This window comes from Lysinibacillus mangiferihumi, assembly GCF_003049665.1.
GTDB lineage: Bacteria > Bacillota > Bacilli > Bacillales_A > Planococcaceae > Lysinibacillus > Lysinibacillus mangiferihumi.
In genome coordinates, this window is the sequence record NZ_PYWM01000001.1 from 130,497 (window position 1) to 143,395 (window position 12,899).

The window sequence follows — 12,899 nt, forward strand, 5'->3', positions numbered from 1 at the left end:
CATAATAAAGGGAACGACGTTTTATATTTTATTGGAGGAAACAGTATGTTAGGCAAGACATTGAATCATCGTTATATCCCAGGATTAGATGGGATAAGAGCTTTAGCAGTACTAGCAGTCATTGCTTACCATTTTAACTTTCGATGGGCCAGTGGAGGGTTCCTCGGAGTTGATATCTTTTTTGTTTTATCAGGTTATTTAATTACTTCAACCATTTTACCGATGAAAGGGAATCAATTAACAGTCAGTTTGCGACAATTTTGGATTGGTCGCTTTCGACGTCTAGTGCCCGCTGCCTATGTTATGATTATGACCACTTTTGTGTGGGTCATGTTTTTTCATAAAGAACTTTTAAATACTATGCGTGGAGATGCGCTATCTTCCCTTTTCTACTCTAGTAATTGGTGGTTTATTTATCATAAACTTTCCTATTTTGATAGTTTCGGGTCGCCTTCCCCATTGAAAAATTTATGGTCTTTGGCGATTGAAGAACAATTTTATGTTATTTGGCCGATTGTATTGATGATTGGTTTAGCTCTATTTAAAAAACAAAGTAAATTTTCAACAATTATTTTCATTGGCGCAATTTGTTCAGCAATTCTCATGGCCTTTTTGTATCAGCCAGGAGCTGACCCAAGCCGAATTTATTATGGGACAGATACACGTTCCTTCGAATTGTTAATAGGCTGTTGGTTAGCATTCGTTTGGCCGATGAAAAGACTTTCTACGAAAAAGCTTTCTACTAAGCATGTTTATGAACTTAACAGTATAGGTTTCATTACCTTTAGTATTTTTATTGTCAGTATTTTATTCGTAGATGAATACCAAGCATTTTTATATAGAGGTGGTATGTTCATATTTTGTTTAAATGCAGCGCTATTAATAGCCTGTGTTTGTCATCCAGCTAGTTTTTTAGGCAAACTACTTGCATGGAAGCCGCTTCGTTGGATTGGTTCTAGATCGTACGGAATCTATCTTTGGCATTACCCTATTATTGTGTTAGGTACTCCTGTTCATGAAATTGGAAACCCTGTCTATTGGCGTGTTACTATACAGTTATTGCTCATATTACTGCTCGCTGAATTATCTTATCGCTTTATTGAAATGCCTATTCGTAAAAAAGGATTCCGATTATATTTCCGACAATATTTAATCATCCATCCGAACAAATGGCGTGATTTTTCAATTGCAAGAAAAATTGCAACTGCTGTTATCCCACTTTTCTTACTCGTGTTTTTTACTGGTATAACAGGGGTAGTAGGAGAAGCACCACAGGACACAAAGGAGTCTTACCCAACAAACATTAAAATAAATGGTGGGCAACATGCTTCTGCAAAAGATCAGGATACAGTAGAGCAAGATTCCATAGATGAACAAGTAGAATCACCTGTTGACAATAACGAAGCAACGTCAAAAACGGAGAAAGATGATGTAAGTGACATTGCTAAGAAAGGACCGTATAAAGAACTACTAGCTATCGGTGATTCTGTTATGATTGATATTGCTACAAGTTTACATACGCTTTACCCTAACATTACAATAGATGGAAAAATCGGGAGACAAGTTTCGCAAGCGGTCAAACTGATCCCTAGTTACGCACGCTTTAATCAACCAGATAAAGCGGTCATTATTCAACTTGGCACAAACGGTTACTTTACAAATGACCAGATTGACACGCTTCTTGGTGCTTTTTCTCAAGCAGAAATATACTTAGTGAACACACGTGTACCACGTCCATGGGAAGCAAAAGTAAACAATGCTTTAGCGAATAAAGCGCAAGAGCGTGAAAATATTACGTTAATTGATTGGCATTCTACAGCCTTAAACCATCCCGAATATTTTGCACCGGACGGGGTACATTTGGAGCCAAAAGGGGTAGAAGCTTTATCGAGTCTAATTCAGCAAGCAATTGATGCTCGTATGAATGAAGTTTAATAAGCATACTGCTGTCGCTAGATAGTCTCCCTGAGACGAGTCACTTAATGGAGTGACTCGTCTTTTTATATGAAAGAACAGGGATTTTTTCTTATGCAGAAAAAATAATTTGATTCTAATTTAATATATTTATACCAATTATAATCCATTTATGTATAATATTTAGTGGGAGGAAGGATTGATGGATACAGTGCATCCACTAGTTACCAAAGCGGTATAAGAATATTGACACCTATGATAAGAACTTTCAAGGATTACATAAAAAGGTTATTTATAACAAATAACAAAAAGGGAGACTCAAAAAATGAAAAGTAAAACACTTGTATTAGTATTGACACTAATGTTAGCATTTGCATTCCATGTCAACATTGCAAACGCTAGTACTTTTAAAGAAGTAAAGGTAACAGACTCTTCATCTAAGATATATGAAAAAACTGATACTAATTCAAAAGTAATTGGAACTGTGGAAAAGGGGAAATTTGTTATTTCAATTAGTGAACATAATGATTTTTCTCGTATAATGTATTTAAATAACGAAAATAAAATGATTGATGGTTATATTATTGAAGATGCACTTGATGATGCGCCATACACAATTAAAATTGCGAGTTCGAAAAGTGGGTTGGTCGTAAAAGAAACGCCGTCTTTAAAAGGTAAAACTGTTGCGACATTACAAAATAAAATGGTTGTCAAAGATTACGGATCAGTTGGTGATGGTTGGTCCTTTGTCCAGTATGGTAATGTTATTGGCTATGCTGCTACTAATTTTATGAGCAATTCACAGCCAACAACTAAATATGTGCTAGCAAGCAGTCTTATTGTTAGAAATATTGCAAGCCCTTCAGGTGTTCAAGTAGGGGAGCTAGCGAAAAATGAACAAGTAGCTGTTCATTCTACAATTGCTGGCTGGTCGTTCGTAACAACTGCTGATTACGAGGGCTATGTAGTAGATACTTACTTAAGCTCAAAAAATCCAGCTGCCGCGAGTAAACCAAGTGGCTCTTCAAATGCTAGTAATTCAAATAGCAGTAAAACCTATAAAAATTGTACGGAGCTTCGTAAAGATCACCCAAATGGTGTAGGAGCTGACCACCCTGCTTATGCGCCTAAACATGATCGAGACAAAGATGGATGGGCTTGTGAAAGATAATTTTACTTTAATGAGTAGTAAATAATAGGATTAAAAAAGCGCCTGCCAACATGCAGGTGCTTTTTTAGCTCTACAGTTCGGTATTGAATTATTTAGTGCCTTCCTGTACACACACTTGTCATATTTTATGTACTTTTTGAAAAGCACCTTTTGGGCCTGATTGCCTGAATTGGGTGCTTTTTGATGCATTGAATTGCAGAAAATAACAAGCATAAATAAGAGTAACCATTGATTTAACAGCATTTATCCCGTTCTAATGTTGTGGTTTGTATATGGTTCATAGTATAATTCATTATAGTTTAATTAGGAGTGGAAGAGATGAACCGAGAAGCACGATTAAAAAGACAAGAGAACATACGAAATTTCTCTATTATTGCACATATTGACCACGGGAAATCAACGCTTGCTGACCGTATTTTAGAGCAAACGAAATCACTGACATCCCGTGAAATGAAAGCACAGCTACTCGACTCAATGGATTTAGAGCGTGAGCGAGGCATAACAATTAAGTTAAATGCAGTCCAATTAAAATATGAAGCCAAAGATGGCGAAGTGTATACGTTCCATTTAATCGACACACCAGGACACGTCGATTTCACATATGAGGTATCACGTAGTTTAGCTGCTTGTGAGGGCGCTATTTTAGTTGTGGATGCAGCACAAGGCATCGAAGCACAAACGCTGGCTAACGTTTACTTAGCACTTGATAACGATTTAGAAATTTTGCCAGTTATCAATAAAATTGACTTACCAGCAGCAGATCCAGAACGTGTGCGTCAAGAAGTTGAAGACGTTATCGGTTTAGATGCTTCAGAAGCGGTATTAGCTTCCGCAAAGGCTGGTATCGGTATTGAAGATATTTTAGAACAAATTGTTGAAAAGGTTCCTGCACCAACAGGCGATCCAGATGCACCATTACAAGCACTTATTTTTGACTCTGTATATGATGCCTATAAAGGTGTTATTATTTCCATTCGAATTATGAATGGTACGGTTAAACCTGGCGATAAAATTCGTATGATGGCGACAGGTGCAGAATTTGATGTTATTGAAGTTGGCGTACATACTCCGAAAAGTGTGCCACAAAGTGAATTAACGGTTGGAGATGTTGGTTACTTAACAGCATCTATTAAAAATGTTGGTGATACGCGAGTGGGGGACACTGTGACATTTGCTAATCGTCCGGCAACAGAGCCATTAGCAGGTTATCGCCGTTTAAATCCAATGGTGTACTGTGGATTATATCCAATTGATACAGCTAAGTATAACGATTTACGTGATGCATTAGAAAAATTAGAACTAAATGACTCTGCATTACAATATGAACCTGAAACATCACAAGCACTTGGTTTTGGTTTCCGTTGCGGTTTCTTAGGGCTTCTTCATATGGAAATTATTCAAGAACGTATTGAACGTGAATTTAACATTGATTTAATTACAACAGCACCATCGGTAATTTATGATGTTTATATGACAGATGGTACGTCCATTAAAGTCGACAACCCATCCTTTATGCCAGACCCACAAAAAATTGACCGTGTTGAAGAACCATATGTCAAAGCGACAATTATGGTACCGAATGATTATGTTGGTGCGGTAATGGAGCTTTGCCAAATGAAACGCGGTAATTTCATGACGATGGATTACATTGATACGTCACGTGTCAGCATTATTTATGAAATGCCATTATCTGAAATTGTCTACGACTTCTTCGATTATTTAAAATCAAATACGAAAGGCTATGCATCATTTGATTATGAGCTAATCGGTTATCAGCCTTCAAAACTAGTGAAGATGGACATTCTACTAAATGCTGAGCAAGTCGATGCACTAAGCTTTATCGTGCACCGTGACTTTGCTTACGAGCGTGGGAAAGTAATCGTAGAAAAACTTAAAGAATTAATTCCACGTCAACAATTTGAAGTACCAATTCAAGCTGCAATCGGTCAAAAAATTGTCGCACGTTCGACAATTAAAGCGATGCGTAAAAATGTATTGGCGAAATGTTACGGTGGGGATATTTCTCGTAAACGTAAACTTCTTGATAAACAAAAAGAAGGTAAAAAACGTATGAAACAAGTCGGTTCAGTCGAAGTTCCTCAGGAAGCGTTTATGGCTGTGCTGAAGATGGACGATAGCAAATAGTAGGTGTATCAAAGGGTTGAACAATTACAATAAAGCCCATCACCTGTTTTGCCTGCGAATTGCTTGCGAAATGATTTTGCTTGCGAAAAAAACTTGCCGACCAGCGGCAACTGATCGGCAAGTTTTTATTTAATATCATCCAGTGCTCGTTCGAAAATATCGACGGATTCTTTTTGCATCTTTTCTGTGAGGTGCGAATAAGTGTCGATAGTAATAGCTGACCGGCTATGACCAAGACGAGCCTGGATGTCTTTTATTTTTGCACCGTTTTCCATTAACATTGTGGCGTGCGTATGTCGTAATGAATGGAAGTTAAACGGAATTTCGAGTGTTTCTTGTAATTTTCTTGTGTTATATTTCATGCTACTGGGCGTAAGAGGTTCGCCACTTTCTTTTACACAAACATGATTACTATCAATATAATTTGGTCCATAAAATAATTTATTTTTCTTCATCCAAATATGATGCTCTTTTAGCAATTTAATAATTGTTGGACCGAGTGGAATAGTTCTTTCACTTGATGTCGTTTTTGTTGAATCGAGTATCCATTTCCCCTTAGAATTTACCATTGCACGCTCAACTGTGAGTGTACCTTCGTCAAAATCAATATCTCGCCATAATAAGCCACAAACCTCACTCACACGTAAACCCGTATGTAAACCAATGTGAAACGGCATATATAATGGCATATCAATCTTTAAATAACCCATTATTTTAATAAGATCGTCACGCTTAATAATTTTCAGGTCTTCTTTAGATACTTTTTTTCGTTGACGTTTCGGCATAGCTATATATTGCATGGGATTTTCTTTTAGTAACCCCCAGGGATGTACAGCGTGGCGTAAAGCACTATTCATAACACATCGGAAAATTGACATAGATTTTTCGGAATATTCTTCGCGAAATTTATCATTAATCCATGTTTGTAATATCGCTGGTGTTAAATCGCATAATGCTATATCTCCTATTTTGGGAGCGATATGATTTTTAATAACCATACGATAGTTTTCCTGTGTATTCTCTTTTAAATTAAGTAATACATGTTCAGTAAACCAATACCACATATAATCCTCTAAAGGCGACTTTGAAGATTCAAAAAAGCGTCCTGTTTCGTCATATTCAGCAAGTGCGGCTGTCAATGCCACTTCTGCTTCGGCCGATGTATCTCCACCAACACGTTCTATTCTTTTTCTGTTTCTACCTTTTCGAGCAGGTAAATCAAAGGCATAGTACCATTTGTGGCCACGTTGCCTTACCGATCCTCTTCGTCTTTTCTTTGTTTTTGATTTTTTCCCCATACAAATCTCCTTCTGGAGGGAAGAGCAAGACGGCCATCTTGCTCCTTTTTAATTAATTTGCAATTAATATCTCAATCCAATGAATTAGGAGATATTTGTTGTTGTTCTTTATTCACAAAGCGTTGTAACCGTTGCTGTTCTTCTGTTAATGCTGATTCAATAAACTTGCTAAAGCCTATTGCATCTTGTTCCGCAAGGTAACGTAAGTAAGTTGCTTTCTCTTTGCTGTTAATAATAAGTGGAGCAAAACCGTGTTGTAATAAAGAATAATTAAGGATCATACGTCCAGTACGTCCGTTGCCATCAGCAAAGGGGTGAATACGTTCAAATACAATATGAGCTTCTGCAATACTGACTAATTTTTCTTGTTCAGTAGCAGCTACCTCTAAACGATAATTCAAATTATCTATCCATTGTTGCATAAGAAGCGGTGTTTCTTGTACGCTGGCTGTCATAAAATCAGCCCCTAGTATGGCGTTGTCTACCGACTTGAATTGTCCTCTATCATATTGCAAGCGATCCATTAATAAAGCATGAATTTCCTTGATTGTTTGCAAACGAAGTGGTGAATCCTGTTCAAGTTCTTGTATTAAGTATTGAAAAGCTTGTTCGTGGTTTTTAATTTCGTAAACTTCTCTCAAATCAATACTACGATTGCTTGAAACTTGATTGTGTAAAATAATCGAGATAGTTTCAGCTAATGTAATCGTATTCCCTTCTAATGCAGACGAATGGTGAGCCAATCGAACAAGAATATCGTCTAGATATTCATTAGGTAATTTTTTCATGCGATTCACTTCCTTCTTGTCTAATCGACTCTTATCAAAGATTAAAGTCAAAGTCTTTTAAAGTTTCACGTATCGTTTCTTCAGTTGATGGTTGGTCTAAATTAGACTGACGATTAACTAAAAACTCTGTGAAGTCGAATACAGACTTTTTATCGCTTTCAGATAACTGATTAAATAACTGTAATAATCTGAAATCTTCACTCATTGCAATTTAATTCCCTTCTTATTTCCAAGTTTGAATTTCCTTAACTTGTTTCGCGCCTTTGTAAAGCTGATAACGTTTGTACCTTTTTCTCTGCTTCCAGCTCTTGTCGGTAACGTTCTAGCTCTGCATCGATTTCATCTTCATCAGTAGTAGAGGCTATTTCAGAGCGTTGTTGAATAATACTCTCTATTTTTTGTACAATAGCTTTTCGCACTTCCGAATCAAGCTCCATATATCCACGCATGATAGCAATCTCTAATTCACTGAGATTGCTTTTTTTAATTTGTTCATCAAATGAAAAAGTAGCAGGCTGGATAAAAATTTCCCCTTCGCCCGTACGTAACCAGTGTTCGTTAACGTTGAACTCTGCGCAAATGATTTTAATTGTACGCTCGCTAACAACACGATTCCCTTTTTCCATATATGATATGGCCCCTTTGGTCATTTGTATGTGTTGACCGAAATCTTCCATAGTCATATCAAATTCATGCTTGCGTAAATAATTAACCCTTTCATTGATAGACAATTCCTTGTAATCCAATACTATCCCTCCTTTCTTAATAGTTATATTAGCGTAAAAAAGTAATCTGTGCAAACATTTTAAGAAACATTTTGTTGACTTAGATTAAAAAATGGTGTTATTATGTAATCACAGTAAACAATGAAATTTATTAGGATTTATAGCTAAACACAACGGTAGCGACGTTAATTGAATTTGAAAGGTGGTGGCGAACATGGCAGACATCATATACAACATGGATGAAAAAACTGATTGGGAACAATTAGAGGTTTTGTTGAAACAATTAGAACCGCACGAAAAAGAGCGAGTTTTCGGTTTTGTTGAAGGGGCTTTATTCCTAAAACAATTCAAACAAGAGCAGAAGAAAAACGAAACTGCATAATGAATGGGATACGAAGCTGTTACGCCTAGCATTCGGAAAAAGGGGGGCAAATATGGAACTGTTAACAATAAAAGAAGTTGCTGGTCAATTAAAAACTAATCCAAATACTGTCTATACACTGATTAAAGCGGGCTTAATCCGCCCGTTGAAGTTAGGTCGATTAAAGGTAAGTGAAGCGGAGTTAGTCTCGTTTATTAACCGAAATGTCGGAATGGATATTACTGATCCCTTTAATCCAAAAGAGATAGATATTGCAACAGAAGCTGTGGAAGGCGCTGAAAATTGAAAGTGCATAGTGGTAAATGAACGAAATGGAGAAGTACAAGCACATAAGACGTTTGCGAGTACGAAAAAAGCTCGCTCACGTCAAGCGGTTTGTAATAGTAAGGGTTGGTTAGCCTAGTCCTCTAAGTGGGGAATTTACAAGCTGCTTGATGTGAAGTCATTACATAAAGAACATCATAAGAAATTTCACATACATAAAAAACACAATAAAGCGCTGTGATACCGAGCCAATGACGGTATAGTCGGAACTTATAGCTGATATGACGGTAGCAACGTTAATTAATCAAATATTTAATATTCAGAATGGAAGGTGAATTGTCCAAATGGAAGGCAATGTGCAAATTTCAATTAAAGATTTTGATGATTTACGAGAAAGAGCTGATGGATTTGAAAGAAAATTTAAGAATTTAGTGAAATCGCTTAATGCGTGTACGGTTGAGGTTCAAGATCATGAAGTTGATGCTGATTCAGATGAGTGGATACAAATTATCTCAATTGATGCAGAAAGAGCTTTGAAACTAGTAGCTCCATATGGTGTTGAGTTTATAGATGAAAAAGATATATTGCAGTTTGTCAATATGGATAACGTAAAGATTGGAGCGGAGCCAGAATGATTGAACAACTACAGCGAGCTTACACACAAGGCTTAAAAAATCTAGTATTCGTGGATTTCGAAAATAAAAACATTATTGGAAGCGTAGTGACATTGGAATTAGAGCTAAGTAAAGAAAGAGCCTGTGGACAGGACTTAATAACAGCTATGAATCTACATTTTTCCAATGAGGATTACGATTCAGCACAAGAGTGTGCAGAGGTTTTAGTAGAGAGAATAGATTACATCAAACGCTTAGAGGGTCAAATAAAAGAACAGCGTCGAAACAAATTATTTGATATTGCTAATCAATTAAATAAGCAAGGGAAAATCGGAGAGGTTGTGCATTTTAATGCAAATCAGAGTTTATGACATAAAAAAACTGCTTAATCGTTGGAGCGACTAAACAGCACTTTAAACCTAGGAAATTTATCTTATCGACATTATATCAAGAAGTGGAATGTGTGTCTAGCAAACTCAACAAATAAAAAAGGGGGAAATTTTGTGAAACAAGGTCGCAATTTAACAAGACAGCAAAAAATCTATATAGCAAGTTTTCGTTTTAATCCTAATAACTGGCTTATAAGTAAAAAGGAAGCTGATAGATGGTTGATTATTCATCGAGAAACAGGTCGATCTCGAACTATTCCAGCACCATAAACAAGCTTCCTAATTGAAAAAAGCACGACAAAAAAGGAAGCCTTTGTGGGAAGTCACAAGGGCTTTTATAAAGACCAATAAAAAAAAGCCGTATCAACTCTGAACAGTTAAAACGGCTCGTTTGACTATTGCCAAACACCTTATTGCTAGTATAGCAACCTTCATGGCAAACAGTCAATTAGCGTCCTTGTAATGAATATTAGATTTACGACGAAACTCTAAATTTAACAAGGATACTAGATTATTAACACATCGGGAGAGAATAGCCATGAAGAATAAACAGCATAAGGTAAGACATGTATTAGCTTCGTATGAAGAAGCATTTAGTGAGTCGGAAATTAGCAAAATACATGAAGATAGTTTATTAGATAGAGCAATTGCAGGCTATCGTGTGAAAAGCATTTGGAGTGGTTCGGTTTTAGAGGTAGAAGCATACCCATATTGGAAAATACCACAAGGTAAACGTACAAAAAGAGATAAAAATAGCAGCAAAGCACAAGAAAAGTTAAATGAAAAGAATAGGCAGAAGCATGTAGCAAGATTAATTAATACAAACTTTCGTGAGAATGATTTGTACGCAACATATACGTATTCTGATGCATATTTACCAAAAGACTATGACCAAGCAAAAAAAGATATGGTTAATCTCATCAGACGTATGAAGCATTGGTTAAAAAAGCAGGAGAAGTATGCGGATTTTGAATTGAAATATATTTATTCAACTGAACATACAAGGGATGGAAAAAAAGTACGAGCACATCATCATATGGTGACAAATTTTCCCAATCGTGAAGTAGCGGAGAAGTTATGGAATAGAGGTCGCGTTAAGTCGCAACGTCTGGAAGAAGATGATCTTGGATTTACAAAGCTAGGAGAATACTTGGTAAAAGAAAAGGGACATAAAACAGCAAAAGGCTATACTCCTAGCCGTAACCTAAAACAACCAAAAGTGACGGTATCAGACACGAAATTAACTCGTAGACGTGCTGCTAAAATTGCGACAGAAGAAATAGGTGCGCAAGAAATTTTTGAAAAAATGTATAAAAATTATCAGTTCAAACAAATGAATGTGTCATTTTCGGATTACGTAAGTGGGGCATATCTATATGTGCAAATGAAGCGGATTGACACACCAATAAATCGTAAAAGGAGAATAATAAATGACGATGAAGACAATCAGCATTATTAATCTAAAAGGCGGGGTATCTAAAACAGTTTCAGCTATCAATATAGCTTATACACTGGTGAAATTACATGGGAAGCGTGTATTACTCATTGATAACGACAAGCAGGGCAACACATCTAAATTTTTCGGGCTTTATGATCCTGAAAGTAAGTGTGGATTATCAGAGTTATTAACAGTGAAGGAAATAGTTGTGGATAACGTTATTCAGCAAACAAGTTATGAGGGGCTAGATATTATCACAGCCAATATGAATTTGCTACGTGCTAATAAGGAAATCTTGATGGATGTATCACGTCCACAGCAAACACGACTTCGTAAAAAGCTAGTGTCTGTAAAAGAGCGTTACGACTACGTGATTATTGACAATGCACCAGATATTAATATGACAGTGGTAAATGCATTAGTAGCGTCTGACGATGTGCTAGTGCCAATTAAAATAGATCAATTTAGTTTTGATGGATTAGAACAAATCCTAGAGCAGATTGAAGATGTAAGTGAGTTCAATAGTGATATTCGTTTTGCAGGATGCTTTGTCACAATGTATCAGCGTAACAATGTGAATCAACAAGGGGCTGAATTATTAGAAAAGCAAGGTTATCCAATGTTTTCAACACGTATTAGAAAGACAGTAAAAGTAGATGAAATGACGTTCGTTGGAAAGCCGTTATTAGAATATGCGAAGCGGTCTACAGCTTGTGTGGATTATGTAGCGCTAGTAAAAGAATATCTAGGATTGTGTTAGTTTCGGGCACATTTTCAAAGAAAGGAGCGGAGTAAATGTCGAAATTCAATCTATCACAGCTTATGAATACAGAATCCAAGAAGCAAATTGTGGCATTTAAGATTGAGCACATACCATTGGATAACATACTGCCATCACCAAAAAATAACTACAGTGTGGATGATGTTTCAGAGCTTAAATCGAGTATTGAACTATTGGGACTTCAACAAAACTTAGTGGTGCGTATAAAAGATGATGGGGCATACGAGCTAATTAGCGGTCATAGACGCTTAAAGGCTATGCAAGAGCTACGCAATGAGGGAAACAAAGATTTTGAAAAAGCGCCTTGCAAAATTGTTAAATCGACAGACGACATCCAAGCAGAATTACAACTCATACTAGCAAACTCAACCACTCGTGTGTTAACAGATGCTGAAAAAACTAAACAGGCAGCACGATTACATGAATTGTTACAAGAATTACAAAATAGTGGTAATCAACTAAAGGGACGCAAACGCGAGATTGTAGCGCAACTTATGGGCGTGTCACCTTCCCAAGTGCAACGGATGGACAGCATTAACAAAAAATTAGCTCCTGAACTAAAAGAAGCATTTAGTGAAGGGGAAATAAATATCACTGCTGCCTATGAAATGTCGAGGTTGCCAGAAGAAACGCAAAAAGAGGTTGCCCAAGAATACAGAGAGGGTAAACCGCTAACTCCGTCCTTAGCAAAAGAAAAGCGACAGGAAATCATTGAGTCAGAGCAAAAAGAAAAGCCGATGACGCATGAACTAGATAGCTATCCTGAACAGTTTGAGGCGATAGTGCAAGGCTTGAAAACTTTTATGTGTGGTTTCAATAATCAGAGTTTTCGAGTGGGCGATAAATTGAAAATTAATGAATTTAATCCTGAAACAATCTTGTACACTGGCAGATTTGTAGAGGTTAGAATCATTTACCTGCAAGAAGGGGGAGCAAATGACATTCCCGTAGATTACGTGATTATGAGCATTAAAAAAATTAGATAAAAGC

General features: G+C 36.6%; 15 protein-coding genes. 11 read left to right on the plus strand and 4 right to left on the minus strand.

Annotated elements, in window-relative coordinates:
• Window positions 1-45 precede the first annotated feature (45 nt).
• The 3 genes from C9J37_RS00725 to lepA all read left to right on the plus strand — a co-directional run bounded on the left by C9J37_RS00725 (window position 46) and on the right by lepA (window position 5,230).
• Entirely contained in the window at window positions 46-1,935 is a 1,890-nt protein-coding gene (locus C9J37_RS00725) for an acyltransferase family protein (protein WP_107893823.1), read from the plus strand.
• 304 nt (window positions 1,936-2,239) lie between these two features.
• Window positions 2,240-3,085 (plus strand): excalibur calcium-binding domain-containing protein, encoded by an 846-nt coding sequence (locus C9J37_RS00730; protein ID WP_235616978.1) that lies wholly within the window; start codon window positions 2,240-2,242, stop codon window positions 3,083-3,085.
• A gap of 318 nt (window positions 3,086-3,403) precedes the next feature.
• On the plus strand, window positions 3,404-5,230 hold the full coding sequence (gene lepA / locus C9J37_RS00735) for a translation elongation factor 4 (RefSeq protein ID WP_107893824.1): 1,827 nt from the start codon (window positions 3,404-3,406) through the stop codon (window positions 5,228-5,230).
• A 125-nt stretch (window positions 5,231-5,355) separates the two neighbouring features.
• On the opposite strand, the gene C9J37_RS00740 is transcribed toward lepA, so the two are convergent.
• From C9J37_RS00740 to C9J37_RS00755, 4 genes are all read right to left on the minus strand, one after another.
• Window positions 5,356-6,528: a tyrosine-type recombinase/integrase gene (locus C9J37_RS00740; RefSeq protein WP_107893825.1), complete on the minus strand. Its 1,173-nt coding sequence runs from the start codon at window positions 6,526-6,528 to the stop codon at window positions 5,356-5,358.
• A 71-nt stretch (window positions 6,529-6,599) separates the two neighbouring features.
• A complete protein-coding gene (locus C9J37_RS00745) occupies window positions 6,600-7,316 on the minus strand; it encodes a Fic family protein (RefSeq protein WP_201262114.1) in 717 nt (238 codons plus the stop codon).
• Window positions 7,317-7,350: 34 nt separating this feature from the next.
• Window positions 7,351-7,521, minus strand: coding sequence for a DUF2281 domain-containing protein (locus C9J37_RS00750; protein ID WP_107893827.1), 171 nt, complete (start codon window positions 7,519-7,521; stop codon window positions 7,351-7,353).
• 40 nt (window positions 7,522-7,561) lie between these two features.
• Window positions 7,562-8,062 carry a helix-turn-helix domain-containing protein gene (locus C9J37_RS00755; protein WP_107893828.1) on the minus strand — a complete coding sequence of 167 codons (501 nt, stop codon included), beginning with the start codon at window positions 8,060-8,062 and terminating at the stop codon, window positions 7,562-7,564.
• A gap of 193 nt (window positions 8,063-8,255) precedes the next feature.
• On the opposite strand from C9J37_RS00755, the gene C9J37_RS28115 reads away from it, so the two are divergent.
• From C9J37_RS28115 to C9J37_RS00785, 8 genes are all read left to right on the plus strand, one after another.
• The gene (locus tag C9J37_RS28115) at window positions 8,256-8,423 is read left to right on the plus strand and encodes a hypothetical protein (RefSeq protein ID WP_167397232.1); all 168 of its coding nucleotides are present in this window, start codon (window positions 8,256-8,258) and stop codon (window positions 8,421-8,423) included.
• Window positions 8,424-8,475: 52 nt separating this feature from the next.
• Window positions 8,476-8,709, plus strand: a complete 234-nt coding sequence (locus C9J37_RS00760) for a helix-turn-helix domain-containing protein (protein WP_107893829.1) — start codon at window positions 8,476-8,478, stop codon at window positions 8,707-8,709.
• A gap of 322 nt (window positions 8,710-9,031) precedes the next feature.
• Entirely contained in the window at window positions 9,032-9,322 is a 291-nt protein-coding gene (locus C9J37_RS00765) for a hypothetical protein (RefSeq protein WP_107893830.1), read from the plus strand.
• A complete protein-coding gene (locus C9J37_RS00770) occupies window positions 9,319-9,672 on the plus strand; it encodes a hypothetical protein (RefSeq protein WP_107893831.1) in 354 nt (117 codons plus the stop codon). The genes C9J37_RS00765 and C9J37_RS00770 overlap by 4 nt, the downstream gene beginning before the upstream one ends.
• Window positions 9,673-9,804: 132 nt before the next feature.
• A complete protein-coding gene (locus tag C9J37_RS28120) occupies window positions 9,805-9,960 on the plus strand; it encodes a DUF6906 family protein (protein WP_167397233.1) in 156 nt (51 codons plus the stop codon).
• 268 nt (window positions 9,961-10,228) lie between these two features.
• The gene (locus C9J37_RS00775; protein WP_107893832.1) at window positions 10,229-11,149 is read left to right on the plus strand and encodes a rolling circle replication-associated protein; all 921 of its coding nucleotides are present in this window, start codon (window positions 10,229-10,231) and stop codon (window positions 11,147-11,149) included.
• Window positions 11,121-11,888, plus strand: coding sequence for a ParA family protein (locus C9J37_RS00780; RefSeq protein ID WP_235616979.1), 768 nt, complete (start codon window positions 11,121-11,123; stop codon window positions 11,886-11,888). The genes C9J37_RS00775 and C9J37_RS00780 overlap by 29 nt, the downstream gene beginning before the upstream one ends.
• A 35-nt stretch (window positions 11,889-11,923) precedes the next feature.
• Window positions 11,924-12,895, plus strand: coding sequence for a ParB/RepB/Spo0J family partition protein (locus C9J37_RS00785; protein ID WP_107893833.1), 972 nt, complete (start codon window positions 11,924-11,926; stop codon window positions 12,893-12,895).
• Window positions 12,896-12,899 lie beyond the last annotated feature (4 nt).

Bases quoted from the DNA above. Each gene is read 5' to 3' on its own strand.
- C9J37_RS00725 (WP_107893823.1), top strand. From the start codon at position 46: ATGTTAGGCAAGACATTGAATCATCGTTATATCCCAGGATTAGATGGG.
- C9J37_RS00730 (WP_235616978.1), top strand. From the start codon at position 2,240: ATGAAAAGTAAAACACTTGTATTAGTATTGACACTAATGTTAGCATTT.
- lepA (WP_107893824.1), top strand. From the start codon at position 3,404: ATGAACCGAGAAGCACGATTAAAAAGACAAGAGAACATACGAAATTTC.
- C9J37_RS00740 (WP_107893825.1), bottom strand. From the start codon at position 6,528: ATGGGGAAAAAATCAAAAACAAAGAAAAGACGAAGAGGATCGGTAAGG.
- C9J37_RS00745 (WP_201262114.1), bottom strand. From the start codon at position 7,316: ATGAAAAAATTACCTAATGAATATCTAGACGATATTCTTGTTCGATTG.
- C9J37_RS00750 (WP_107893827.1), bottom strand. From the start codon at position 7,521: ATGAGTGAAGATTTCAGATTATTACAGTTATTTAATCAGTTATCTGAA.
- C9J37_RS28115 (WP_167397232.1), top strand. From the start codon at position 8,256: ATGGCAGACATCATATACAACATGGATGAAAAAACTGATTGGGAACAA.
- C9J37_RS00760 (WP_107893829.1), top strand. From the start codon at position 8,476: ATGGAACTGTTAACAATAAAAGAAGTTGCTGGTCAATTAAAAACTAAT.
- C9J37_RS00765 (WP_107893830.1), top strand. From the start codon at position 9,032: ATGGAAGGCAATGTGCAAATTTCAATTAAAGATTTTGATGATTTACGA.
- C9J37_RS00770 (WP_107893831.1), top strand. From the start codon at position 9,319: ATGATTGAACAACTACAGCGAGCTTACACACAAGGCTTAAAAAATCTA.
- C9J37_RS00775 (WP_107893832.1), top strand. From the start codon at position 10,229: ATGAAGAATAAACAGCATAAGGTAAGACATGTATTAGCTTCGTATGAA.
- C9J37_RS00780 (WP_235616979.1), top strand. From the start codon at position 11,121: ATGACGATGAAGACAATCAGCATTATTAATCTAAAAGGCGGGGTATCT.
- C9J37_RS00785 (WP_107893833.1), top strand. From the start codon at position 11,924: ATGTCGAAATTCAATCTATCACAGCTTATGAATACAGAATCCAAGAAG.